Source organism: Streptomyces sp. NPDC092369 (assembly GCF_044755245.1).
Taxonomy (GTDB): Bacteria; Actinomycetota; Actinomycetes; order Streptomycetales; family Streptomycetaceae; genus Streptomyces.
On sequence record NZ_JBIVQP010000003.1, the window covers coordinates 453,552 to 474,565 of the forward strand.

Here is a 21,014-nt window from a genome sequence, read left to right on the forward strand (position 1 = left end):
TCTTCCGCCAGACGGAATATTCCGTAGCGAAACAAACCGATAGGATCGTCCCATGCGCCGTTCGAAAATCGTCTGTACTCTCGGCCCCGCGGTCGACTCCCACGAAATGCTGGTCTCGATGATCGAGGCCGGAATGAACGTGGCCCGGTTCAACTTCAGCCACGGCACCCACGCCGAGCACCAGGGCCGGTACGACCGGGTCCGTGCCGCCGCCAAGGAGACCGGCCGGGCCATCGGTGTCCTCGCCGACCTGCAGGGCCCCAAGATCCGCCTGGAGACCTTCGCCGAGGGCCCGGTGGAGCTGGAGCGCGGTGACGAGTTCGTCATCACGACCGAGGACGTGCCGGGCGACAAGCACATCTGCGGCACCACCTACAAGGGCCTGCCGGGCGACGTCTCGCGCGGCGACCAGGTCCTCATCAACGACGGCAACGTCGAGCTGAAGGTCCTCGACGTCGAGGGCTCGCGGGTCAGGACGATCGTCATCGAGGGCGGTGTCGTCTCCGACCACAAGGGCATCAACCTCCCGGGCACGGCCGTGAACGTGCCGGCGCTGTCCGAGAAGGACGTCGAGGACCTGCGCTTCGCACTGCGCATGGGCTGCGACATGGTCGCGCTGTCCTTCGTCCGGGACGCCAAGGACGTCGCCGACGTCCACAAGGTCATGGACGAGGAGGGCCGTCGCGTCCCCGTCATCGCCAAGGTGGAGAAGCCGCAGGCGGTCGACAACATGGAGGACGTCGTGATGGCGTTCGACGGCGTGATGGTCGCCCGTGGCGACCTCGCCGTCGAGTACCCGCTCGAGAAGGTCCCCATGGTGCAGAAGCGGCTCATCGAGCTGTGCCGCCGCAACGCCAAGCCGGTGATCGTGGCGACCCAGATGATGGAGTCGATGATCACCAACTCCCGCCCCACCCGCGCCGAGGCCTCCGACGTGGCCAACGCGATCCTGGACGGCGCGGACGCGGTCATGCTGTCCGCCGAGTCGAGCGTGGGCGCGTACCCGATCGAGACGGTCAAGACGATGTCGAAGATCGTCGTGGCGGCCGAGCAGGAGCTGATGAGCAAGGGCCTGCAGCCCCTGGTCCCCGGCAAGAAGCCGCGCACGCAGAGTGGTTCGGTCGCGCGTGCCGCGTGCGAGATCGCGGACTTCCTCGGCGGCCGGGGCCTGGTGGCCTTCACGCAGTCCGGCGACACCGCCCGCCGCCTCTCCCGCTACCGCGCCGCGCAGCCGATCATCGCCTTCACCACCGACGAGAACACCCGCAACCAGCTGGCGCTCAGCTGGGGTGTCGAGTCGCACGTCGTGCCGTTCGTGAACAGCACCGACGAGATGGTCGACATGGTCGACCAGGAGATCGCCAAGATCAACCGCTTCAGCCTGGGCGAGATCGTCATCATCACCGCCGGCTCGCCCCCCGGCGTTCCCGGCACCACCAACATGCTCCGCGTCCACCACATCGGCGGCGCCACCAACTGACGCCCCCGAAAAGGCTCTTGAAGCCCGCTGTACGACACTGAGGGCGCCCCCTGGAGAAGGGGGCGCCCTCAGTGTTGTGCGGCTCCCGGAAGGGCTTGTGGCGATGCTCAGCTGGTGTAGACGTGCATCCCGGGGACGTGCAGCGTGCCGCCGAACTGCGCGGCCTGGACGACCTTCACGTTGGTGAAGTAGATCAACGGGATGTTCAGCGGCGGCGGGTTGTCGGGGCTGAACGTGATCGGGATCAGCCCGAACAGGTTCCCGGAGATGCTCTCCGTGTACATCGTGGTGTCGCCGCCGGTGATCGTCGACGTCGAGCCCTTGGCCGCCTGCACGTGGTAGGTCTTGCCGGACTGTTCGTCGTTGACCGTCTGGTGCAGGTCGCCGATGTCGGTGCCGCTGGAGATGACGTACTTCAGCACCTTCTTCTTGGTGCCGTTGGCCGTCTTCACCTCGACCACGCCCTGGTAGTCGGCGCCCTTGAGGAGCAGCGAGCTGGCGTTCAGGTACCAGGGGTCGTCCGCCACCGGCACCTTGTTGTCGACGCCGCTCTCGTCGTCCGTGGCGGTCGGGCAGTCGTCCGCGTCCGTGGAGGAACTCGGCGACGGGCTCGGGCTCGCGGACGAAGTGGCCTCGTCGGCCGCTTCCCCGGCGGCGTCGGTGGTGTCCTTCGCCGCCTCGGACGCCTTGTCGGTCGTGTCCTTGACGGTGTCCTTCACCGTGTCGGTGAGCTTGTCCGTCGTGTCCTTGACGGTGCCCGGGGCGTCGGACGAGGTGTCGTCCTTGCCCGCGCTCGCCGACGCGGAGGCGGAGGCCGACGGCGACGGGCTGGTGCTCGTCGTGGAGCTGTCGTCGGATTTGCCGCCGGTGAGGATGTCACCGATCGTGTCGCCGATGGTGTCCAGGAGGCCACCGCCGCTGCTCTCGGAGGCCGAGGGCGACGGCGTGGCGGTGTCGCCGCCGGAGCCGCCGGAACCGTCGCTCGTGCTCTTGGACGGGGACGGCGTGGGCGTGGCCTTGTCGTCGGAACCTGAATCCGACGAAGGGGTCTTGCCCGAGTCCGAGTCGGAGTCCGAACCGGAGTCCGAGGAGGACGTCTCCGAGGGGCTCGGCGTCGCCGTGTCGGTCGACTCGCTGGCGGACGGCGAGGGCGAACCCGACGCGTCCTCGGAGTCCTTGAGGGCCGCGAGGCAGTCCTTGTACTCGTCGGCGGTCAGGCTCTTGGAACTCGGCGACGGCGAGGAGCCGTTGCCGTCGGCGAGCGCGAGGCTCGACGTGAACCCCATCCCGACGATGACCGCGGTCGGCATCGCCGCCATGGCTATCGCCTTGCCGGCGGGCATGTGGAACCTGGTGAACAGCGGCTTCTTGGGCGCCGCGTGACGCGGCCCGGTTCTCCCGGGGGACTCCTCCACATCCGTCCCGCGGGTCACCTCGTCAGCCGGCACTGTGCCTCCCGTTCGCCCCGTTGGCCGGGCTCGTTCCTGACAGATCGTTCGGCTCGCCCACCACGGGCTTGAGGGTGGTGGTGTCCGGGTCGGTCCCCTGGGGAGCGTCTCCGTTCCCCTCGGGAGCGTCTCCGGTTCCCCGCGGGGCCTCGTACGCCCGCTCATCGGCGGGCGGTGCGCCCGGCGCCCACGACACGGCCATCGCGCCGCCGACAAGGGCGAACAGGAAGCCGATCAGGAAACCGCCGAGGTTGGACACGGGGATGGACACCAGCCCCAGCAGGATCGCCGCTACGCCCGCGAAGGTGCGGACGTGCTTCTGGAACCAGAGGCTGAACCCCAGGACGACGAGCAGCACACCGATGATCAGGGACCCGGCACCGGCAGTGGTGGCCATCGCCAACGTGAGGTGACCGATCTGCAGATTCGCGTACGGGAAGTACGCGATGGGGACTCCGGCGAGCATGACGAACAGGCCGGCCCAGAACGGCCGGGTGCCCCGCCAGGCGCGGAACTGCGACCTCCGGCGGCTGAACTGGCCGTCGGACACGGCAGGAGTCTCGGCGCTCATGGAAAACAGCTCCCTGGTGCGGCTTTTCTGTGGTGTGGTGCTGGTACTGGTGGTGTGGGTGTGGTGGTGGAGAGTTGTGCAGGCGGTGCAGAAGACCCGCGAAGAGTGGACGGGCGGGGGCGCCATCGGCTCCCCCGCCCGTCAGTGAGTGCTTAGAAGCACTCCTTGACACCCGTCGACACCGACATGTGCAGACCGCTGAGCTTGAAGGTTCCGGCGGTGGTGGCCCACGCCGTCTGCTTCACACCGGTCAGCGAGGCCTTGTCGGCCTGCTGCGCGAATCCGTACGGGTTCGCGGTGTCGCCCTTCTGAATGCCAGGACCCTTGGTGGCGTCCTTGGCCGCAACACCGATGTCGATGTTGGTGAACGTCGCGTCGGCGCTCAGGTCGTCGAGGTCGATGTACAGGTTCTCGGCCTCGACGGGCTTGTCACCGCCGCCCGCCTTCAGGATCAGGCTGACGCTGCCCAGCAGCGGGATGTCCGGGGTGACCACGGACTGGCACAGGCCCTTGATGCTCGCGGACTTGAACGCCGAGACCGCGACCGGGTGTGCCGTCTTCTTGCCATCGAGGGTGTACCCCGAGTCAATGGCTCCGTACTGCGAGAAGCCGGTGCCGCTCAGCGAGTCGGCCGACACCTTGAACTGCTGGCCGGAGACGCTGAATGACGCGGCGAGAGCACCCTGGGCAAGGGCGACACCTATCGCGGCCGTAGCGGCGACGCTGGGCACCATGACCACAGCGAACCGCTTCCATCTCGTCCCGCCACGCACCTGGGACTCCATATTTCCTCCTTCTCGGACGTACATCTCCTGGCCCTGACTGCCCCATCGGTCGGCTCAGCCGGGCAGGGATGGGAGAAGTGCTACGTCCTCGGGAAGGGGAGCGCCCGCACTCGGAGGCGCAGAACCGCGCACCGATCACCGGCGATCACCCCCGAGCGACAACCACTGGTCGCGCCTGACGCACATCACGCACAACCCTGCTGGACAGGCTCCACCCAGTGGGCGAAGACCCCCCTGTCCAAGAGCCGGCACCCGGGGCGCCGACTCTGCTCGGTGGGGACCCTGGAACTCCCGCGACCCGACCGGCTGTCGGAGTACGGGAATGGACCGAGCGTCGCCGATCGTGGTGCATTCTCGCCGCCCGCACAAGGGGGTTCGTTACTGGCTAGTAACGGCCGGATAACCGAACAACGACCCACAGGTCTCGACCGGCGACGCTGGGTGCTCCAAGCCGCCAGGACAAACCAGTTGACAGACGGACAGAATCCGACAGACCGACGCCCATTACTTACTCGCAGTAACAGCGGCCGCGATTACCAAGTTTTGGTAAAGCGCGGCCACTCTGCAGCCCTGTCAGCAAATCTTTCACTCGGGCAACACAGGGCGTCGCGTTTAGCGACTGGTCAGAACCGGCCCGCCGCCCCGCTCAGAACAGCGCGCGCGCCAACGCCCGCCGCGCGGCCGCCACCCGCGGGTCCTCGGCCCCCACGACCTCGAAGAGCTCGAGCAGCCGCAGCCGTACGGTGTCCCGGTCGTCGCCCGCCGTGCGCCGCACGGTCTCGATCAGCCGCCCGAACGCGTCCTCGACATGCCCGCCGACCAGGTCCAGGTCGGCCGCGGCGATCTGCGCGCCGACATCGGCCGGCTTCTGTGCCGCGTCCGTGCGCACCTGCTGCGGATCCAGTCCCTGCACCCGCTGCAGCAACTCGGCCTGGACCAGCCCCAGTTTGGCCTCGGGGTTGCCCGGGTCATCACTCAGCACGTTCTTGTACGCCTGGATCGCGCCGCCGAAGTCCCCCGCGTCCAGGGCCTGTACGGCCGCTTCGAGCAACGCGTCGTAGGGACCGACCGGGATCTCGGGCACCGACGGGGCCGGGCCCGGCTCGGCGTCCGGGTCGACCGCGAGACCGGTCAGGCCGAAGCGCTCCTCGGCGACCTGCACCAACTGGTCCAGGGTCTGCCGGATCTGCGCCTCACCGGCGGCCCCCTGGAAGAGCGGCAGCGCCTGTCCGGCGACCACCGCGAAGACGGCCGGGATGCCCTGGATCCCGAACTGCTGCATCAGCATCTGGTTGGCGTCGACGTCGATCTTGGCGAGCACGAAGCGCCCCGCGTACTCGACGGCGAGGCGCTCCAGGACGGGGCTGAGCTGCTTGCAGGGCTCGCACCACTCGGCCCAGAAGTCGATGACGACGGGCACCTCGGTGGACCGCTGCAGGATGTCGCGCTCGAAGGAGGCCTCGTCGACGTCGATCACCAGGTCGGCCGGGGAGACGGCACCGGTGCCGGTGCCCTGCCTGGCGGCTTCGGCGCGAGCCTGCTCCGCCTTCGCCTTGGCCTCCTGGGCCGCCTTCACCGCGGCGAGGTCGACGACTCCGCTCATGGACATGTTCCGTGGCTGCATGCGTCTATCCTCCCCCGTTCCCGCGTGTACGTGAAAAGCCCTGTGAAAGCCGGTCCCGCTACGTGCCGTTCACTCCGTGCCGTTCGGCGCCGGGTCCCCACCCCACGCCCGTGGTTTCGCTACGGGTCGTAGCGTAATGGCATGAGGGGCTCGCGGTACACCACATCCCGGTGATCTCCCTCACGACCGCACATGAAACGCCGGTTATGGTCTGGGGATGCAGAGCCGCACTCCCGTCCCACGCGCCACAGGGCGTCCCCGCAGCGCCGCGGCGGACGCCGCGATCCTCGCGGCCACCCGGGCGGCGCTGGTCGAACTGGGCTGGTCGAAGCTCACCCTCGGAGACGTGGCCACGCGCGCGGGCGTTGCGAAAACGACCCTGTATCGCCGCTGGGCGGGCAAGAACGAGCTGGTCGTCGACGCGGTGGCGGAGCTCTTCGACGAACTCCATCTCCCCGACCGCGGCACCCTGGCCGCCGACATCGAGGGCGTGGTCCTCCAGTTCGCGGCGATCCTGGCCCGCCCGGAGGCCAAGAGCGGCCTGATGGCGGTGGTCGCGGAGTCGATCCACGACGAGGCCCTGCGCGAGCGCATCCGGGCGTCGATCGTCGACCGCCAGAAATGCCTGGTCCTGGAGGGCCGAGCCCGAGCCCAGGCCCGAGGCGAACTCCCCCCGGAAACAGACCCGTCGGAAGCGACCCGCACGGTGGACCTGATCTTCGACATGGTCGCGGGCGCGGTGGTCCACCGCACTTTGGTCAGCGCGGAGCCTGCGGACGAGCAATGGGTCCACAACTTCACCCAGGTCCTACTGACAGGCCTGTCGGGCCAGCCGTAACCGACGGGGCCTGCCGCCAGGCCGGCTTACACAACCCGCGCAGCCCGCGCAGCGGCCAGCCCCTCCACCCCGCCTAGCCTGCGGGCAGTCGTGCCGTTGAGGCGGCGCTCACCCAACTTGCCTCCTGCGGCCAGCCGCACCGCAGGCGCAGCACCCACCCACCCCACTCAGCCTGCGGGCAGTCGTGCCGCTGGGGCGGCGCCCGTCCCAGAGAGAGGCGGCACCCCGTCGCGCCGGGCTGCGCAACGCCCTACGGCCCGCCCAACCCGCCAGGGCTGCGCAACGCCCCGCCCTTCGCCCCCAGCAACCGGCGCCTCAGAACCCAGCAGGCTCCGTGTACACCCCCCACTCGTCCCGCAAGACCCCGCAGATCTCCCCCAGCGTCGCCTCCGCCCGCGCAGCATCCAGCATCGGACCGATCATGTTCGACCCATCCCGCGCGGCAGCCAGCATCGCGTCCAGCGCAGCCCGCACAGCAGCCTCGTCCCGGCCGGACCGCCGATCCCCCAGCACCCGCACCTGATCCCGCTCCACCTCGTGACTGACCCGCAGGATCTCCAAGTCACCGGTCACGGACCCCGTGTGGACGTTCACCCCCACAACCCGCTTGTCCCCCTTCTCAAGGGACTTCTGGTACTGGAACGCGGACTCGGCGATCTCGCCGGTGAACCACCCGTCCTCGATCCCGCGCAGAATCCCGGACGTGACCGGCCCGATGGGATGCCGCCCGTCCGGATGCGCCCGCAGCCCCCGCTCCTTGATCTGCTCGAAGATCTTCTCCGCGTCCGCCTCGATCCGGTCCGTCAACTGCTCCACGAACCACGAACCACCCAGCGGATCCGCCACGTTGGCGACCCCGGTCTCCTCCATGAGCACCTGCTGGGTCCTGAGCGCGATCTCCGCCGCCTGCTCACTCGGCAACGCGAGCGTCTCGTCCAACGCGTTGGTGTGCAGCGAGTTGGTCCCGCCCAGCACCGCCGCCAGCGCCTCGACCGCCGTACGCACGACGTTGTTGTACGGCTGCTGAGCCGTCAGCGAGACACCCGCGGTCTGCGTGTGGAACCGCAGCCACTGCGCCTTGTCGGTCCTCGCGCCATACACGTCCCGCATCCACCGCGCCCAAATCCGCCGCGCCGCACGGAACTTGGCGATCTCCTCGAAGAAGTCGAGGTGCGCGTCGAAGAAGAAGGAAAGACCGGGCGCGAACACGTCCACGTCCATCCCGCGGCTGAGCCCGAGCTCCACGTACCCGAACCCGTCCGCCAGCGTGTACGCCAGCTCCTGCGCGGCCGTCGCCCCGGCCTCACGGATGTGGTACCCGGAGACGGACAGCGGCTTGTACGCGGGGATGCCGGTCGCGCAGTACTCCATCAGGTCGCCGATCAGCCGCAGATGGGGCTCCGGCTGGAAGAGCCACTCCTTCTGCGCGATGTACTCCTTGAAGATGTCCGTCTGGAGCGTGCCGTTGAGGACGGCCGGGTCGACGCCCTGCCGCTCGGCGGCGACGAGGTACATGCAGAAGACCGGTACGGCCGGCCCGCTGATGGTCATGGACGTCGTCACATCACCCAGCGGGATGTCCTTGAACAGGACCTCCATGTCGGCGGCCGAGTCGATGGCGACCCCGCAGTGCCCGACCTCGCCGAGCGAACGCGGATCGTCGGAGTCGCGCCCCATGAGCGTGGGCATGTCGAACGCCACGGACAGACCCCCGCCGCCGTTGGCGAGGATCATCTTGTACCGCTCGTTGGTCTGCTCGGCGTTCCCGAACCCGGCGAACTGCCGGATGGTCCACGTCCGCCCCCGGTAGCCGGTCGGGTGCAGCCCACGCGTGAAGGGGTACTCCCCCGGCCAGCCGATCCGCTCGAACCCCTCGTACGCGTCACCCGCCCGCGGCCCGTACACAGGCTCCACGGAGTCTCCGGAGAGCGTCGTGAAATCGGCCTCACGCGTGCGTGCGGCGTCGTACCGGGCCTGCCAGCGTCGGCGGCCCTCTTCGATGGCGTCAGCGTCCATGCCGTCGAATTTACTAGGACGTCCTAGTAAATGTCGATGGCTGACCGCCGTACGCATGTCGCACGGCGGTGAGCGTTACGCCTTGACGGGCGCCGGGGACGCCTCGGCGACCTTGCCCTCCAGCTCGTGGCTGATCTTCCGCTCCACGAAGAAGGCGGCCGTGGGGATGGTCCCGGCGAGCAGGACCCACAGCTGCTTGCCGACCGGCCACTTGGCCTTGGAGCCCAGGTCGAAGGCGAAGACCAGGTAGACCACGTAGAGCCAGCCGTGCGCGATGGCGACGACGCGGGTGAAGTCCGCGGCCCCGTCGACGTCCAGGCCGTACTTGGCGATCATGCTCAGGCACAGCAGGACCAGCAGCACACCGGTGACGTAGGCCATGACGCGATAGCGGGTCAGCACGCTCTTTTTCATGGCTACGAGCGTAACCACCCGTTTCGCGCGATCTTCCGGCGCCCCTGGGGGCCGTCACAAGAGCCCTACGCCTCGTCGAAGTCGCTCGCCGCGATCCGCAGCGGACGCAGCATCGCGAAGATCTCCGCGCACTCCTCGGCGTCGTAGGCACCGAGCCCGAAGTCCATCGCCATGAGATCCCGCGTGGCCGACTCGACGACCTCGCGGCCCTTGTCGGTGATGGTGGCGAGCGTGCCGCGCCCGTCGTTGGGGTTGGGCCGCTTGTCGACCAGTCCGGAACGCACCAGGCGGTCGACGGTGTTGGTCACGGAGGTGGGGTGCACCATCAGGCGCTCGCCGATCTTCGACATCGGCAGCTCGCCGGCCTTGGAGAAGGTGAGCAGCACCAGTGCCTCGTAGCGCGCGAACGTGAGTCCGTAGGGCTTGACCACCGCGTCGACCTCGGCGAGCAGGATCTGCTGGGCGCGCATGATCGAGGTGATGGCGACCATGGACGGCACGTTTCCCCAGCGCTGCTTCCAGAGTTCGTCGGCGCGGGCGATGGGGTCGAAGGGAAGGCTGAGCGGCTTCGGCACGGCAACGACCTTACCGGCCGGTCATATGGTGGTCAGCCCCGTCTCGCCTTTCGGTCGGGTGCGTACCGCCTCCCTTGCCAACAGGGCGCAGCACACGCCACCGAGCACCCCGGCACCGGCCACCGTCGCCCGTACTCCGGCGAACTCCGCGACCACTCCGGCGAGCGCCATCCCCACTCCCTGGATGGTCATCAGCCCGGCGGTGAGCAGGGTCATCGCCCGCCCCCGCAGTTCGTCGGGCACGGCCCGCACGAACCACTGGTCAAGACCCAGCGTGTACGCCGATCCCGCGCCGGAGACCAGGAGGAGGAGCAGCGAGGCCGCGAGGCCCGGGCGGAACAGGTAGCCGGCGTACGGCAGCAGCGTGCAGCAGACCAGCGGGAGGGTGATGCGCTCCCGGGCGGCCGGGCGCAGCCGGGAACCCGCGTACAGCTCGCCGGTGATGGTGCCGAACGGCAGCGCGCACATCAGCAGGCCGAGACCGACGGAACCGGCCGTCAGTTCGGCGGCGTAGGGAGCGGCCAGCGCCTCCGGGGCGACCGAGAACATCGGCGGGATCCAGAAAAGGAGGAGCAGGGCGCGTATCCGGCGGTCGGCGATGACCTGCCGGGCGCCCTTGAGGCCGTCCCGCACCAGGGCGTTGCCGACGCCCGCGCGGGCCGGCCTGCGGCGGGTGCCGAGGCGGAGCAGGAGCGCGGAGGCGCAGAAGGTGCCGACCGTGATCAGCAGCGCGTGGCGCGGCGACACGACGATCAGGAGCAGGCCGCCGAGTCCGTAGCCGACGAGCAGCGCGCTCTGCGAGACGATCCGCAGCAGGGAGCGCCCGAGCACGAACAGGTCGCCGTCGCCCAGGATGTCGGCCAGCGTCGCCATCCGGGTGCCCTGGAACACCGGTGAGACGACGGCCACGCAGCAGCGCAGCGCGAGCAGGACACCGATGTGCGCGAAGGGCAGCACCATCGGCGCGACGCACACCGCGCACACCAGGTCGCACACCACCAGCACCCGCCGGGCCGGGAAGCGGTCGGCTACGCCCGCGAGCAGGGTCCCGCCGACGACGTACGGCAGGAAGCCGAGCGCGAAGGTGAGGGCGCTGAGCAGGGGGGAGCCGGTGAGGTCGTAGACGAGGACGGAGAGCGAGATCTCGCTGACGACGACGCCGAGCAGGGAGAGGGCGTGCGCGGCGAAGACGGCGCGGAACTCGGGGACGGCGAAGACCCGGGCGTATCCCGTCGGGGCCTGGGGTGCGGGCCGCGTGGTGGTGCCGGCGGACTGGTCTGGCATGGGCAGCAGCGTGCTCGGCCGGCGCGGGGCAGGATAGAGATTCGGTGCGTGCCGAATGTTGGGGAGAGAGAGCATGCCGTCGCGTCTGTACTTCGGGGAGGACGACTTCCTGCGCTGCCGCTTCGCGGTGTCCCCGCTGTGGGAGACGCAGGAGGTGGTGCGGATGCTCAAGCGGCCCGAGCGGCAGGGGTATCACGCGCACTGGCTGCGCCGGATGGAGAAGGTGGCGGCCGGGCTCGACCTCACGGACCTGTGGCTGCTGATGCCGCGCCGGGGGCACTGTCCGGACTGGCTGTGCCCGCCGCCGATCGGTCCCGCGGCCACCTTCGAGGAGGAGATCGCGGCGGTGCGGGCCACCGACCCGGCCACGGCCCGCGCCGACACGGCCAAGTCGCTGGCCGACACCCCGGGCGCGCTCGACTCGCCGCAGGCCAGGAGGTGGCTGCGGGATCCGGTGGGCATGGTCCGGGAGCTGGCGGACGCGATGGAGGAGGCCTGGCGCGCGCTGATCGCCCCTGACTGGCCCCGCCTGCGCACCCTGCTGGAGGCCGACGTCTCCTTCCACTCCCGGCGGCTCGCCGAGGTCGGGCTCGGCGGGCTGCTGCCCGAGATCAACCGGCGGTTCGGCTGGCAGGCAGGCACGCTGACCGTCGACATGAACCTGGAGCACGAGCGGCGGCTGGGCGGCCAGGGCCTGATGCTGATGCCGAGCGTCTTCATCTGGCCGGACGTCGTCAGCACCTTCGACCCGCCCTGGCAGCCGACCCTCGCCTACCCGGCCCGCGGCATCGGCGGCCTGTGGGCCGAGCCGGCCGGCCGCACGTCCGACACCCTGCTACGACTCCTGGGCCGCGGTCGCGCCACGGTCCTCGCCGCCCTCGACGAACCCGCCTCCACCGCCGCTCTCGCCCACCGCCTCGCCCTCGCCCCGTCGTCGGTCTCCGCCCACCTGACCCTCCTGCGGGACGCCGGACTGCTGACCGCCCGGCGGTACGGCCATCAGGTGCTGTACGAACGGACACCGCTGGGGATCGCGCTGGTGTCGGGGGACGGGTGACGGAGGGCGGGCTCGGCCGACGGCGAGCGGGCGGCGGCTGAGGGGCGGCACCTGACGGCGGCCATGTCGGTTCCGTATCCATAGATCCCTTTATGCGACGATTGCTGACGTTCCGTCACCTCGCCCCAGGGAGCGGCATGTCCCGGCTGATCCACACCCTCGCGGCTCTCGCGGTCCTCGGGCTCGCGGCGGGCTGTTCGTCGTCCGGCGTCGACGAGGCGTCCGTCGCCGGTGCCGCCTCCGGCAAGGCGCGCGCCAAGACGTCCACCGCCTTCTGGGTCGACCCCGAGAGCCCGGCCGCGCAGCAGATCGCGATGTGGCAGCGCCAGGGCCGCAAGCAGGACGCCGCACTGCTCGCCCGTATCGCCGACGAACCCGTCGCGCTGTGGCCGGCCGGCGAGCTCGACCCGGGCCCCGCCGTGCGCACAGCGACCGCGTCCGCTAGCTCGGAGGACCGGACGGCGCTCTTCGTGGCGTACGACATCCCGCACCGCGACTGCGGGCAGCACTCGGCGGGCGGGGCGGCGGACGCGGACGCCTACCGGGCCTGGATCGGGCAGTTCGCGGACGCGCTCGGGGACAGCAAGGCGCTCGTGGTGCTCGAACCGGACGCGGTCGCGCACATCGTGGACGGCTGCACGCCGGCTGAATACCACGAGGAGCGCGAGCAGTTGCTGAGCGAGGCGATCGACCGGTTGAAGCAGCAGCCGAACACCAAGGTGTACCTGGACGCCGGCAACCCGTCCTGGATCCGCGAGCCGTGGAAGCTGGTCGACCCGCTCAAGCGCGCCGGCATCGACCGGGCCGACGGCTTCTCGCTGAACGTCTCCAACTTCCAGACCGACGACCGCACCACCAAGTACGGCCTCCAGCTCTCGCGCGACCTCGGCGGCAAGCACTTCGTCGTCGACACCAGCCGCAACGGCAACGGGCCGATGCCGGGCGCCTGGTGCAACCCGCCGGGCCGCGCGCTCGGCACCCGCCCGACGACCGACACCGGGCAGGAGGCCGTGGACGCCTACCTCTGGGTCAAGCGGCCCGGGGAGTCGGACGGCACGTGCGAGGGCGGTCCGGACGCGGGACAGTGGTGGCCGGAGTACGCCCTGGAGCTGGCACGCAACTCCAAGGCGTAGCACCGGCGTTCACTTCAGGCGGTCACTCCGGGTCGTCACTTCACCTGGATCCACTTGGCCTCGGACGGCGTGCCCTGCGCGTCCGTGACGAACAGCATGTACCAGCCGGGCGGCACCAGGGCGGGGTCGCTCGGCACATCCACGGTCACCGCGTGCGCGTCCTTGGTCAGGCCGAGTTCGATGGAGCGCTGCTCGACGTCGGTCGTGTGGGTGACCGCGCTGGGCCGCATCAGCCGGGCCCTGACGACCCGCTCCGGGTGATCGGTCCGGTACGTGGCCCGGTGGTGCCGGTCGAGTTCCTGCGGGCCGTCCTCCAGCACCGGCCGCACCGCGGCGCCGCGGTGCACGACGGGCGGGGTGAAGATCTCCATGCGCTGCTCGAAGTGGCCCAGTTTCGTGTTCTGTTGGTCGTCGAAGAGCGGGTCCGAGCCGAAGGTGACGACCCGGCCGTCGGGCAGCAGCAGCGCCTCGGAGTGGTAGTTGCGGCCCACCGCGGGGTCCGCCGCCTCGTGGAAGGTGTTGGCCTTGGGGTCGTAGAACTGCGCCTTGAGGATGTTGCTGGCGCCGCGGCCGCGGTAGTCCTCGGAGCCGTTGGTGGTGAACACCGAGTCGTCCGGCATGATCACGCTGTTCAAGTACCGCGTGCCCTGCGGGAGGTTGGGGCCGTCCTTGAAGACGGGGTTGTCCTTCTTCAGGTCGACGACCGCCGTCCGGGGCGTCGACCGCTTGGACTCACCGACCCCACCCCCACCCATGATCATCACCTTCTGGTCCTGCGCGGGCGGCAGCAGCAGGGAGGACGAGGTCTCGGTCTCGTCCGGGTCGCGCAGCCCCGGCACCTTGGTGAAGGTGTTGGTCTTCAGGTCCCACAGCCCTGGTTCACGCCCCTTCTCCGCGGGCCCGTAACCGGCGTTGGAGGCCGGGTAGAAGAGCTTGCCGCCCTTGGTGAGGAAGAGCGCGGGGTACGTCGGGAAGTACCGCTTCGGCCCCGGCGACCACTTCTTGGTCTTCGGGTCGTAGTACTCGTTGTCACCGGGGTCGATGACGCCGACGTCGTCAAGACCGGACACCGCGAGGACACGTCCGTCGTCGAGACCGACGAGGGTCGGGTACCAACGGGCCTTCTGCATCGGGTCGACGGGGATGTACCGCTCCGCCTTGGGGTCGAACTCGTAGGCGGCGCGGATGCCTTGGAAGTCCTGCTTGTCGAGCGTGATCTTCTCGCTCAGCCCGTACGTGTTGTTCGCGTCCTTGCCGGTCAGGCCCTCGATGTCGTACTGGGCCTGCTTGTCCGTGGCGGACAGCGGCCCCGTCTCGACGGCCTCGACGAAGACACGGACCTCGCTCGCGGTGACGCTGGTGCGCCAGGGCTGCATCACACCACGGGCGTTGTACGTCACCTTGAAGGCACGCTTGGCCTTGGGCACGGTGACGTCGAAGCGGCTGACGTACTCGACGCCGGCCGGCGACCTGAACCGGGTGCCCTTCTTCAGGAACATGGCCTTGTCGGGGTTCTCGTTCTTGACGCGCATCCCGCCGCCGGCCCGCCGCACCTCCCCGTCGAGCCGCTCGTAGCGGGCGGTGCCGCCGGCCACCAGGAGCCTGCCGTCGGGGAGTTGGGCGTGTCCGGAGCAGAAGAAGTCCTCGGGGGTGGGGATCTTCTTGAAGGTGTTGGCCTTCGGATCCCACAGGACCGTGTCGAAGGACCCCTTGTCGAACTTCTTCTGCTCGTTGCCCGACCCGGCCACGATGAGCACCTTGCCGGTGTGCAGCAGCGCCGCGTGGATGGCGTTGGTGCGGTACTGCTCCGGGATGTCGATCTGACTCCAGGAGCCGTACTTCGCCTTGTACTCGGGCCGCGAGATCTCGTACTCGTGGTACTTCTGGCTCGCGAAGTCCAGTGCGGCCGGGGCGTTCAGGCCCGCCAGAACGGCGATGCCCCCGATCCCCAGGACGGTCTTCTTGGTCTTCTGGGACGGCTGGTAGGCCATGGCCTAGTTGCCTCCTGTCGCGGAGCCGGAGACGGAGGGACCGGCCGCGCTGGTCGCGAGCGCCGGTTCGGCGCCCTCGACGCTGAGCGGGGACCGGTGCGGCGACTGCCGCGCGCGCCGCTCCTTGAGGAGCGTGGAGCACCACACCACGACCGGCGCCAGGGCTATCGCCATGGCCAGGACGGCCCAGGTGCGCATGGCCGCGTGGGTGTGGTTGAGGACGACGGAGGCGGCCAGGGACGTGCCGAGGAAGGTCGCCCAGAAGAGATGGATACGGAAGGTCGCCAGCCGGTCCGCGCTGGCGTCGCCCTTGGGGGTGACGACGAAGCGCGAGGGCCGGCGGATGAGGGCCTCGCCGAGGGACTTGAGGTAGATCGGCGCGGACAGCGCCGACATCGCCATGCCGGCCAGTCCGCCCGAGCCCTCGGGTTCGTGCGGGGAGACGTTGTGACGGCGGTTCCAGAGGTAGAGCCCGATCTGGAGCGCGGCCGCGTCGCTGTAGAGCATCAGCCACACGGAGGCGGAGACCTGGGTGCCGGAGGCCCCGAACCACAGGAACAGGAAGCAACTCATGATGCCCAGCAGCCAGTTGACGGCCGTCATCGGGTAGTACACGAGCATGAGGGTGTAGGAGAACAGCCGCCCGGGAGGCATCGTGAACGGCGCCTTCCAGTACTGCTTGAACAGGGTCTCGTACGTCCCCCGCGACCAGCGCATCTGCTGCGTGAAGAAGTCGGTCCAGGAGGCCGGGCCCTCGCCGGTGGCCAGGACGTCGGGCGTGTAGACGGACCGCCAGTGCTTGCGTGAGACCGGATTGCGGTGCCGGTGGATCTCGAACCCGGTGGCCATGTCCTCGGTGATGGAGTCGAACAGCCCGCCGACCTGCTTGACGGCGGAGATCCGTACGACGTTGTTGGTACCGACGAACATGGGCGCGCGGTAGCGGTTGCCGGCCCGCTGGATCAGCGCGTGGAAGAGGAACTGCTGCGACTCGGCGGCCTTGGTGACGGGGTTGTGGTAGTTCCCGTACACCTGGGGCCCGACGACGAAGGCGACGTCCGGATCGCGGAAGTACCCCATCATCCGCAGCAGGAAGTCGGGGTGCGGGACGTGGTCGGTGTCCACGGACGCGAAGAACTCGTACTCGTCGCCGTGCATCGCGATCCACGCGTTGTAGTTCCCGTGCTTGGTGCGGGCCTTGTGGACGCCCTTGGGCCGGTTCCACTCGGGCACCCCGTGCCGGGTGAAGTGCCGCACACCGAGTTCGGCGCAGAGCGCCTTGGCCTGCGCGTCGTCCCCTTCATCGAGCAGCCAGACGTCCAGCGGACCGGTGTGAGTGATCCTCACCGCCCCTTCAAGCGTGGCGCGGACCATCGAAAGGGGTTCCTTGCCCGGAACGTAGGTCGTCAGGAAGGCCACCCGGGTGCCGGCCTCCGGAACCACCGGGACCGGGTCGCGGGCGACGAGGGTGGCATGGGCGACGGAGGCGACATTGACGACCATGAACAGCTCGATGAGCCCGATGGCGACGAGCATCGCGATGTCGAGCCCGACCATCCACTCCTCCCCGCCCTCGCGCTCCACCCAGTGGGTGGGCCACACGAGGTACACGAGCAGGGCCGCGGTGAGCAGCGGCGCGAGGCTCATCAGCAGGACGGCACGTATTCGGTGGGGCTCGCGCGACAGGAGCGAGGTGTACTGCACCCGATAGGCCCCGGCGGACGGCTCCGTGAGCGGTCCGGCCAGTCGGCTGTGGGTGTCGTAGTCGTAGCCCTCCGGCCGCACAGCGCCCTCCAGTGAGTGAGGAATGATCGGCGATCTTGTCCGATATCCATACAAAAGAGGACATTTATGGGCGTGTCGAACTGGGGGCGGCCAGGTGGGGGTATGGGGTATCGAGTGGCGGTATCCCACCCACCGGAGGCTGCGCCTCTTGAACGCCGGTCCGCACAATCCAGCCCCTTGGGGGTCCCCCCTCTGGGGGAGTTTGAGGAGCGGGGGTCCGGGGGCTGGCCCCCGGAGACGGGGGTCGAAGGGGGCAGCGCCCCTTGGGGATGGGACGGGTAGGGGCGGCGGGGGCGAGAAAAGCCCCGTCAGCGACGAGCCGTCCGACGCAACCGATGCCGCACCGCCCGCTGGGCCACCGGCCCGAGCTCCTCCAACGCCGAGACCAGCACCCCGAGTTGATCGAGCGCGTCCAACGCCGAGTCCGCCCCCACCGCATCCACCCCCTCGTACAACTCCATCCCCACGAACGACGCCGCAACCGCCCGGGCCAACCCCGCCGGGTCCACGAACTCCCCCACCGGCGACCCACCCAACACCCTCACCAGCACCTTCTCGATCTCGACGATCCACAGATCGAGCCCCGCCGCCGTGGCAGGCCCCAGCGCCTCATGAGTCTGCGCCCCGGCAAGCAGCTGACCGAGGCGAGCGACATGCCCCCTGTCCCGCTCCGCCTCATGCATCTCCCGCCCCACGGCAAGGAGTTCGGACAAAGACGTCACCGCGTCGAACCGCTCCCGATACCGCCCGACCGCCTGCTCCGCCCCGTAACGACAGGCCGCCGCCAACAACTCGTCGACGGACCCGAAGTGGTAGAAGACGAGCGCCTGGTTGACCCCGGCCGCCGCCGCGACGGTCCGCGCCGACGTCTTCGCGATCCCCTGCTCGGTGAGCGTCCGCAACGCCCCCTCCAGCAACTTCGCCTTGGTCTCAAGGGACTTCTCCGTCTCGGGACTCACGCGCGCGCCTCCTCCCGGACAGGACGCAGACCGGGCCGCACACCACAGCTCCGGATGTCCGTGTACGTCGCCCCGAAAGAGCCCTCGTAACCGAACAGCGGCCCGAAGTACCTGTTGACCACGCGCACTTGGATACGGAACCGGCCGGCCACGTCGTCGTACGACTCCCGGACCTCCGCCGTCGCCCCGATCAGTTCGGGCACCCGCACATCCACCACCCCTTCCCGGAACCGGTGTTCACCGGACCGGATCAGCAACGACCCGTCCGGCTCGGCACGGAAGTGCAGATCGCTGGCGAGGTGCTGATGGGTACCGAGGTAGTCGAGGACACGGTCGCCCTTCGGGCTCAGCACCATCTGGGCGTCGAATCGGCGGCGGCCGGCGGGAAAGTCGAAGGTACGCACGAAGCTCACCGTCTCACGGCCGTAGGTGTCGACGTAGGGCACGTTCTCGATGACGAAGGGCACGTCACGCCCCTCCCGCGGGACAAGGATGTTGCGCGTGGCGCCAAGCGCGAGGAACGGCTTCACGAACGCCCCGCCGTGCCAGATCCGGTCCATGACACCTCTCCCGACGCACGCCTCACCGCTGGCGAGACCGACCGAGAAACGGCGCTGGAGCTGGGGGTGCAGGCGGTCGAGGTCCGCACCCATGACCGTACGGAAGATCGAGGGGTTCGTCATCGAGGGTTCTCCGAGTTCTCCAGGCCGGCCGGGCTGTCCAGGGCGTCCAACGTGCCGAGCAGTCGAGGCGCACGCGTGCGTGCCGGTGGCGTGCGCAGGCAGCGACGAGCCGCCGGAGTCGTCGGCAGCGGCGGAGCGAGAAGCGCCAGAGACAGCAGCACCAGCGTCAGCAAGGGCATCGCGTAGAAGAAGAGCGGCGCGAAAGGCCCCGTCAGCCGCACCACCTCCCCGTACCCGAAGCCCGTGCACGCGACGGCGATCGCCACGGCCCGCACCGACAGCTCGGCCAGCCAGTTCCGGCGTGCGCGCTCCGGTGTGATCCCTCGCTCCAGCCACAGCCGGAGCCGGTCGAAGGACCATGCCGTCGCCCAGCCCATCAGCGGACGGAAGAGAACCCGATCGGCGGCCGCACCGAAGACACCCCAGCGCGGCCGGTAGTCGTAGCCGGTGAGGAACCGGATCGTGTCGCCGTCCGGGACGTAACGCCAGTACCCGCTGCCCTCCGCGAGCAGCGAGAGGCGGCTGGGCGAGGAGAAGCGGAGTGCTGACGTACGCGTCCCGTCCGGGCGCTCCTTCTCTCCGGCCGAGACCCCCGTGCCGGCGACGCCGAGGAACGGCAGCGCGCGTGTGGCGTACCGAAAACGCTGAGGCTCGCCCTCCGCGCGCGGGAGGTAGGTGATCTCGGTGAAGCGCAGGTCCCAGCGCTGATGGAGGGACGGGTCCTGCGTACGGGCCCAGAGGTCGTCGAGGGAGGCGTGGATCCGCGCCTCTATGTACAGCCCCGCATTCCGCATGTGCTTCCCCCGTGTGTTGTCCGACATTTGAGCGATCGCTCAAACTCGCTGGACAGGAAAGTACACCTCTTTGAGCGATCGCTCAATCAGCCCGCCACAAGAAAGCCCCTGCCCGCGCGGGCAGGAGCTCGTCGCGTCAACCGGCGTGACTACTCGGCCAGATGCCGTTCCACCGTCGCCACCTTGGACGTGAGTCCGTCGGTCACGCCGGGGCGGATGTCCGCCTTGAGGACCAGGGAGACACGGGGCGCCCGTGCCTCGACGGCCGCGACCGCGCGCTTGACGACGTCCATGACCTCGTCCCACTCACCCTCGATGGACGTGAACATCGCGTCGGTGCGGTTGGGCAGGCCCGACTCGCGGACGACGCGGACGGCGTCGGCGACGTACTCGCCCACGTCCTCGCCGACGCCGAGCGGGGAGACGGAGAAGGCGACGATCATGCGTTCACGATTCCTTCCTTGCGCGCGCGGGAGGCGATGACCTCGGCCTCGGCCGCGTGCTTGAGCTTGCGCTCGGCGAAGAAGCCGCCGGTGGGCAGGACCGAGAGGACGAAGTAGAGGGCGGCGGTGCCGGGGCCCCACTTGGCGCGGTTCCAGGCGTCGGCCCAGAAGAGCACGTACAGGATGAACAGGACGCCGTGGACCATGCCCATCACCGGCACCGCGTTGAAGTCCGTGGTCCGCTTGAGGACCGAGCAGACCAGCAGGAGCAGGAAGGAGACGGCCTCGGGGGCCGAGACGAGGCGCAGGCGGCGCAGGGCGGAGGCGGTCTTGAGGTCCACGGGTCACCTTCGGTGGGAGGCGGGTCGCTCTTTGTGAACGTGAGCACAAGCGTTCACCCATTCTGACAAACACTCCCCCTAGGGGTGCGGTCAGGGTGCCTCTCCACCTCCGGGCCCTGTTCGGCGGGCCGATCCGGCGGCTACCGTCGCTGCGTGGCGATGTTCCGACTTCAAGGCAGCAAGGTGCTCGCCGTCGACATGACCGGGGATGCCGTCAAGGCGAAGAACGGCTCGATGGTCGCGTACGACGGGCAGATGGCCTTCAAGAAACTGAGCGGCGGCGGTGAGGGCCTGCGGGGGATGGTGACCCGGAGGATCACCGGTGAGCAGATGACCGTGATGGAGGTGCGGGGGCAGGGGACGTGCTGGTTCGCGGACCGGGCATCGGAGATCAATCTCGTGGAGCTCCGGGGGGACAAGCTGTACGTGGAGTCCAGCAACCTGTTGGCGACTGACGCGGGGCTGCGGACGGGGACCACCTTCACAGGGATGCGCGGCGCCTCGCAGGGCAACGGGCTGTTCACGACGACCGTGGAGGGCTCCGGCCAGGCGGCGATCACGTCGGACGGGCCGGCCGTCGTGCTGCGGGTCAGTCAGCAGTACCCGCTGATCGTGGACCCGGGGGCGTACATCGCGCATCAGGGCAACGTCCGGCAGTCCTTCCAGTCCGGCGTGACCTTCCGCACGCTGTTCGGGGAGGGCGGCGGCGAGGCCTTCCAGATCCGGTTCGAGGGGGACGGGCTGGTGTACGTACAGCCGAGCGAACGGAACACGATCGCGGGGGATGTGTGAC

21 protein-coding genes are annotated in these 21,014 nt (G+C 69.4%); 6 read left to right on the forward strand and 15 right to left on the reverse strand.

Going from position 1 to position 21,014, the window contains the following annotated elements; genetic code table 11:
• Positions 1–52: 52 nt before the first annotated feature.
• Positions 53–1,480 (forward strand): pyruvate kinase, encoded by a 1,428-nt coding sequence (gene pyk, locus ACIQI8_RS18910; protein WP_402351504.1) that lies wholly within the window; start codon positions 53–55, stop codon positions 1,478–1,480.
• Between the two features lie 107 nt (positions 1,481–1,587).
• On the opposite strand, the gene ACIQI8_RS18915 is transcribed toward pyk, so the two are convergent.
• A complete protein-coding gene (locus tag ACIQI8_RS18915; protein WP_402351507.1) occupies positions 1,588–2,928 on the reverse strand; it encodes a hypothetical protein in 1,341 nt (446 codons plus the stop codon).
• Entirely contained in the window at positions 2,918–3,499 is a 582-nt protein-coding gene (locus ACIQI8_RS18920) for a DUF6114 domain-containing protein (protein ID WP_402351509.1), read from the reverse strand. The genes ACIQI8_RS18915 and ACIQI8_RS18920 overlap by 11 nt, the downstream gene beginning before the upstream one ends.
• Here ACIQI8_RS18920 and ACIQI8_RS18925 point away from each other — a divergent pair.
• On the forward strand, positions 3,498–3,647 hold the full coding sequence (locus tag ACIQI8_RS18925; protein ID WP_402351511.1) for a hypothetical protein: 150 nt from the start codon (positions 3,498–3,500) through the stop codon (positions 3,645–3,647). The genes ACIQI8_RS18920 and ACIQI8_RS18925 overlap by 2 nt on opposite strands.
• Before the next feature lie 4 nt (positions 3,648–3,651).
• On the opposite strand, the gene ACIQI8_RS18930 is transcribed toward ACIQI8_RS18925, so the two are convergent.
• Positions 3,652–4,284, reverse strand: coding sequence for a DUF6230 family protein (locus tag ACIQI8_RS18930; RefSeq protein ID WP_402351514.1), 633 nt, complete (start codon positions 4,282–4,284; stop codon positions 3,652–3,654).
• A gap of 646 nt (positions 4,285–4,930) precedes the next feature.
• Positions 4,931–5,908: a tetratricopeptide repeat protein gene (locus ACIQI8_RS18935; RefSeq protein WP_402351517.1), complete on the reverse strand. Its 978-nt coding sequence runs from the start codon at positions 5,906–5,908 to the stop codon at positions 4,931–4,933.
• A 217-nt stretch (positions 5,909–6,125) separates the two neighbouring features.
• Between ACIQI8_RS18935 and ACIQI8_RS18940 the strand changes: the two genes are divergently transcribed.
• On the forward strand, positions 6,126–6,746 hold the full coding sequence (locus tag ACIQI8_RS18940) for a TetR/AcrR family transcriptional regulator (RefSeq protein WP_402351520.1): 621 nt from the start codon (positions 6,126–6,128) through the stop codon (positions 6,744–6,746).
• Between the two features lie 315 nt (positions 6,747–7,061).
• On the opposite strand, the gene ACIQI8_RS18945 is transcribed toward ACIQI8_RS18940, so the two are convergent.
• The 4 genes from ACIQI8_RS18945 to ACIQI8_RS18960 all read right to left on the reverse strand — a co-directional run bounded on the left by ACIQI8_RS18945 (position 7,062) and on the right by ACIQI8_RS18960 (position 11,035).
• Complete coding sequence (locus ACIQI8_RS18945) at positions 7,062–8,762, reverse strand: methylmalonyl-CoA mutase (RefSeq protein WP_402351523.1); 1,701 nt, start codon at positions 8,760–8,762, stop codon at positions 7,062–7,064.
• Positions 8,763–8,837: 75 nt separating this feature from the next.
• On the reverse strand, positions 8,838–9,176 hold the full coding sequence (locus ACIQI8_RS18950; RefSeq protein ID WP_123997680.1) for a DUF3817 domain-containing protein: 339 nt from the start codon (positions 9,174–9,176) through the stop codon (positions 8,838–8,840).
• A gap of 65 nt (positions 9,177–9,241) precedes the next feature.
• On the reverse strand, positions 9,242–9,751 hold the full coding sequence (locus ACIQI8_RS18955) for a MarR family transcriptional regulator (protein WP_123997681.1): 510 nt from the start codon (positions 9,749–9,751) through the stop codon (positions 9,242–9,244).
• A 21-nt stretch (positions 9,752–9,772) separates the two neighbouring features.
• Positions 9,773–11,035, reverse strand: coding sequence for an MFS transporter (locus ACIQI8_RS18960; protein ID WP_402351527.1), 1,263 nt, complete (start codon positions 11,033–11,035; stop codon positions 9,773–9,775).
• A 73-nt stretch (positions 11,036–11,108) separates the two neighbouring features.
• Between ACIQI8_RS18960 and ACIQI8_RS18965 the strand changes: the two genes are divergently transcribed.
• Both ACIQI8_RS18965 and ACIQI8_RS18970 read left to right on the forward strand, forming a co-directional pair.
• Positions 11,109–12,092, forward strand: a complete 984-nt coding sequence (locus ACIQI8_RS18965) for a DUF5937 family protein (RefSeq protein ID WP_402351530.1) — start codon at positions 11,109–11,111, stop codon at positions 12,090–12,092.
• Positions 12,093–12,229: 137 nt separating this feature from the next.
• Entirely contained in the window at positions 12,230–13,225 is a 996-nt protein-coding gene (locus ACIQI8_RS18970) for a glycoside hydrolase family 6 protein (protein ID WP_402351533.1), read from the forward strand.
• A gap of 35 nt (positions 13,226–13,260) precedes the next feature.
• Here ACIQI8_RS18970 and ACIQI8_RS18975 read toward each other — a convergent pair whose 3' ends face one another.
• From ACIQI8_RS18975 to ACIQI8_RS19005, 7 genes are all read right to left on the reverse strand, one after another.
• A complete protein-coding gene (locus tag ACIQI8_RS18975) occupies positions 13,261–15,216 on the reverse strand; it encodes a galactose oxidase-like domain-containing protein (protein WP_402351535.1) in 1,956 nt (651 codons plus the stop codon).
• A 3-nt stretch (positions 15,217–15,219) separates the two neighbouring features.
• Complete coding sequence (locus tag ACIQI8_RS18980; RefSeq protein WP_402351538.1) at positions 15,220–17,001, reverse strand: glycosyltransferase family 2 protein; 1,782 nt, start codon at positions 16,999–17,001, stop codon at positions 15,220–15,222.
• A 308-nt stretch (positions 17,002–17,309) separates the two neighbouring features.
• On the reverse strand, positions 17,310–17,960 hold the full coding sequence (locus ACIQI8_RS18985) for a TetR/AcrR family transcriptional regulator (protein ID WP_402351541.1): 651 nt from the start codon (positions 17,958–17,960) through the stop codon (positions 17,310–17,312).
• Entirely contained in the window at positions 17,957–18,643 is a 687-nt protein-coding gene (locus ACIQI8_RS18990; protein ID WP_402351544.1) for a DUF4166 domain-containing protein, read from the reverse strand. Before ACIQI8_RS18990 ends, ACIQI8_RS18985 begins: the two co-directional genes overlap by 4 nt.
• Positions 18,640–19,437 carry a hypothetical protein gene (locus ACIQI8_RS18995; protein ID WP_402351547.1) on the reverse strand — a complete coding sequence of 266 codons (798 nt, stop codon included), beginning with the start codon at positions 19,435–19,437 and terminating at the stop codon, positions 18,640–18,642. The genes ACIQI8_RS18990 and ACIQI8_RS18995 overlap by 4 nt, the downstream gene beginning before the upstream one ends.
• A 149-nt stretch (positions 19,438–19,586) precedes the next feature.
• Positions 19,587–19,880: an MTH1187 family thiamine-binding protein gene (locus tag ACIQI8_RS19000; RefSeq protein ID WP_280880636.1), complete on the reverse strand. Its 294-nt coding sequence runs from the start codon at positions 19,878–19,880 to the stop codon at positions 19,587–19,589.
• Positions 19,877–20,221 carry a DUF3817 domain-containing protein gene (locus tag ACIQI8_RS19005; RefSeq protein WP_402351551.1) on the reverse strand — a complete coding sequence of 115 codons (345 nt, stop codon included), beginning with the start codon at positions 20,219–20,221 and terminating at the stop codon, positions 19,877–19,879. Before ACIQI8_RS19005 ends, ACIQI8_RS19000 begins: the two co-directional genes overlap by 4 nt.
• 159 nt (positions 20,222–20,380) lie before the next feature.
• On the opposite strand from ACIQI8_RS19005, the gene ACIQI8_RS19010 reads away from it, so the two are divergent.
• Complete coding sequence (locus ACIQI8_RS19010; protein WP_123999261.1) at positions 20,381–21,013, forward strand: AIM24 family protein; 633 nt, start codon at positions 20,381–20,383, stop codon at positions 21,011–21,013.
• The last annotated feature ends 1 nt before the right edge of the window (position 21,014 follow it).

What these genes read in the sequence shown, in the direction of transcription:
- ACIQI8_RS18975 (WP_402351535.1), bottom strand. Translation starts at nt 15,216, where the DNA reads ATGGCCTACCAGCCGTCCCAGAAGACCAAGAAGACCGTCCTGGGGATC.
- ACIQI8_RS18945 (WP_402351523.1), bottom strand. Translation starts at nt 8,762, where the DNA reads ATGGACGCTGACGCCATCGAAGAGGGCCGCCGACGCTGGCAGGCCCGG.
- ACIQI8_RS18960 (WP_402351527.1), bottom strand. Translation starts at nt 11,035, where the DNA reads ATGCCAGACCAGTCCGCCGGCACCACCACGCGGCCCGCACCCCAGGCC.
- ACIQI8_RS19000 (WP_280880636.1), bottom strand. Translation starts at nt 19,880, where the DNA reads ATGATCGTCGCCTTCTCCGTCTCCCCGCTCGGCGTCGGCGAGGACGTG.
- ACIQI8_RS18965 (WP_402351530.1), top strand. Translation starts at nt 11,109, where the DNA reads ATGCCGTCGCGTCTGTACTTCGGGGAGGACGACTTCCTGCGCTGCCGC.
- ACIQI8_RS18990 (WP_402351544.1), bottom strand. Translation starts at nt 18,643, where the DNA reads ATGACGAACCCCTCGATCTTCCGTACGGTCATGGGTGCGGACCTCGAC.
- ACIQI8_RS18940 (WP_402351520.1), top strand. Translation starts at nt 6,126, where the DNA reads ATGCAGAGCCGCACTCCCGTCCCACGCGCCACAGGGCGTCCCCGCAGC.
- ACIQI8_RS18925 (WP_402351511.1), top strand. Translation starts at nt 3,498, where the DNA reads ATGGAAAACAGCTCCCTGGTGCGGCTTTTCTGTGGTGTGGTGCTGGTA.
- ACIQI8_RS18995 (WP_402351547.1), bottom strand. Translation starts at nt 19,437, where the DNA reads ATGCGGAATGCGGGGCTGTACATAGAGGCGCGGATCCACGCCTCCCTC.
- ACIQI8_RS18930 (WP_402351514.1), bottom strand. Translation starts at nt 4,284, where the DNA reads ATGGAGTCCCAGGTGCGTGGCGGGACGAGATGGAAGCGGTTCGCTGTG.
- ACIQI8_RS18935 (WP_402351517.1), bottom strand. Translation starts at nt 5,908, where the DNA reads ATGCAGCCACGGAACATGTCCATGAGCGGAGTCGTCGACCTCGCCGCG.
- ACIQI8_RS19010 (WP_123999261.1), top strand. Translation starts at nt 20,381, where the DNA reads ATGTTCCGACTTCAAGGCAGCAAGGTGCTCGCCGTCGACATGACCGGG.
- ACIQI8_RS18950 (WP_123997680.1), bottom strand. Translation starts at nt 9,176, where the DNA reads ATGAAAAAGAGCGTGCTGACCCGCTATCGCGTCATGGCCTACGTCACC.
- ACIQI8_RS18970 (WP_402351533.1), top strand. Translation starts at nt 12,230, where the DNA reads ATGTCCCGGCTGATCCACACCCTCGCGGCTCTCGCGGTCCTCGGGCTC.
- ACIQI8_RS18920 (WP_402351509.1), bottom strand. Translation starts at nt 3,499, where the DNA reads ATGAGCGCCGAGACTCCTGCCGTGTCCGACGGCCAGTTCAGCCGCCGG.
- pyk (WP_402351504.1), top strand. Translation starts at nt 53, where the DNA reads ATGCGCCGTTCGAAAATCGTCTGTACTCTCGGCCCCGCGGTCGACTCC.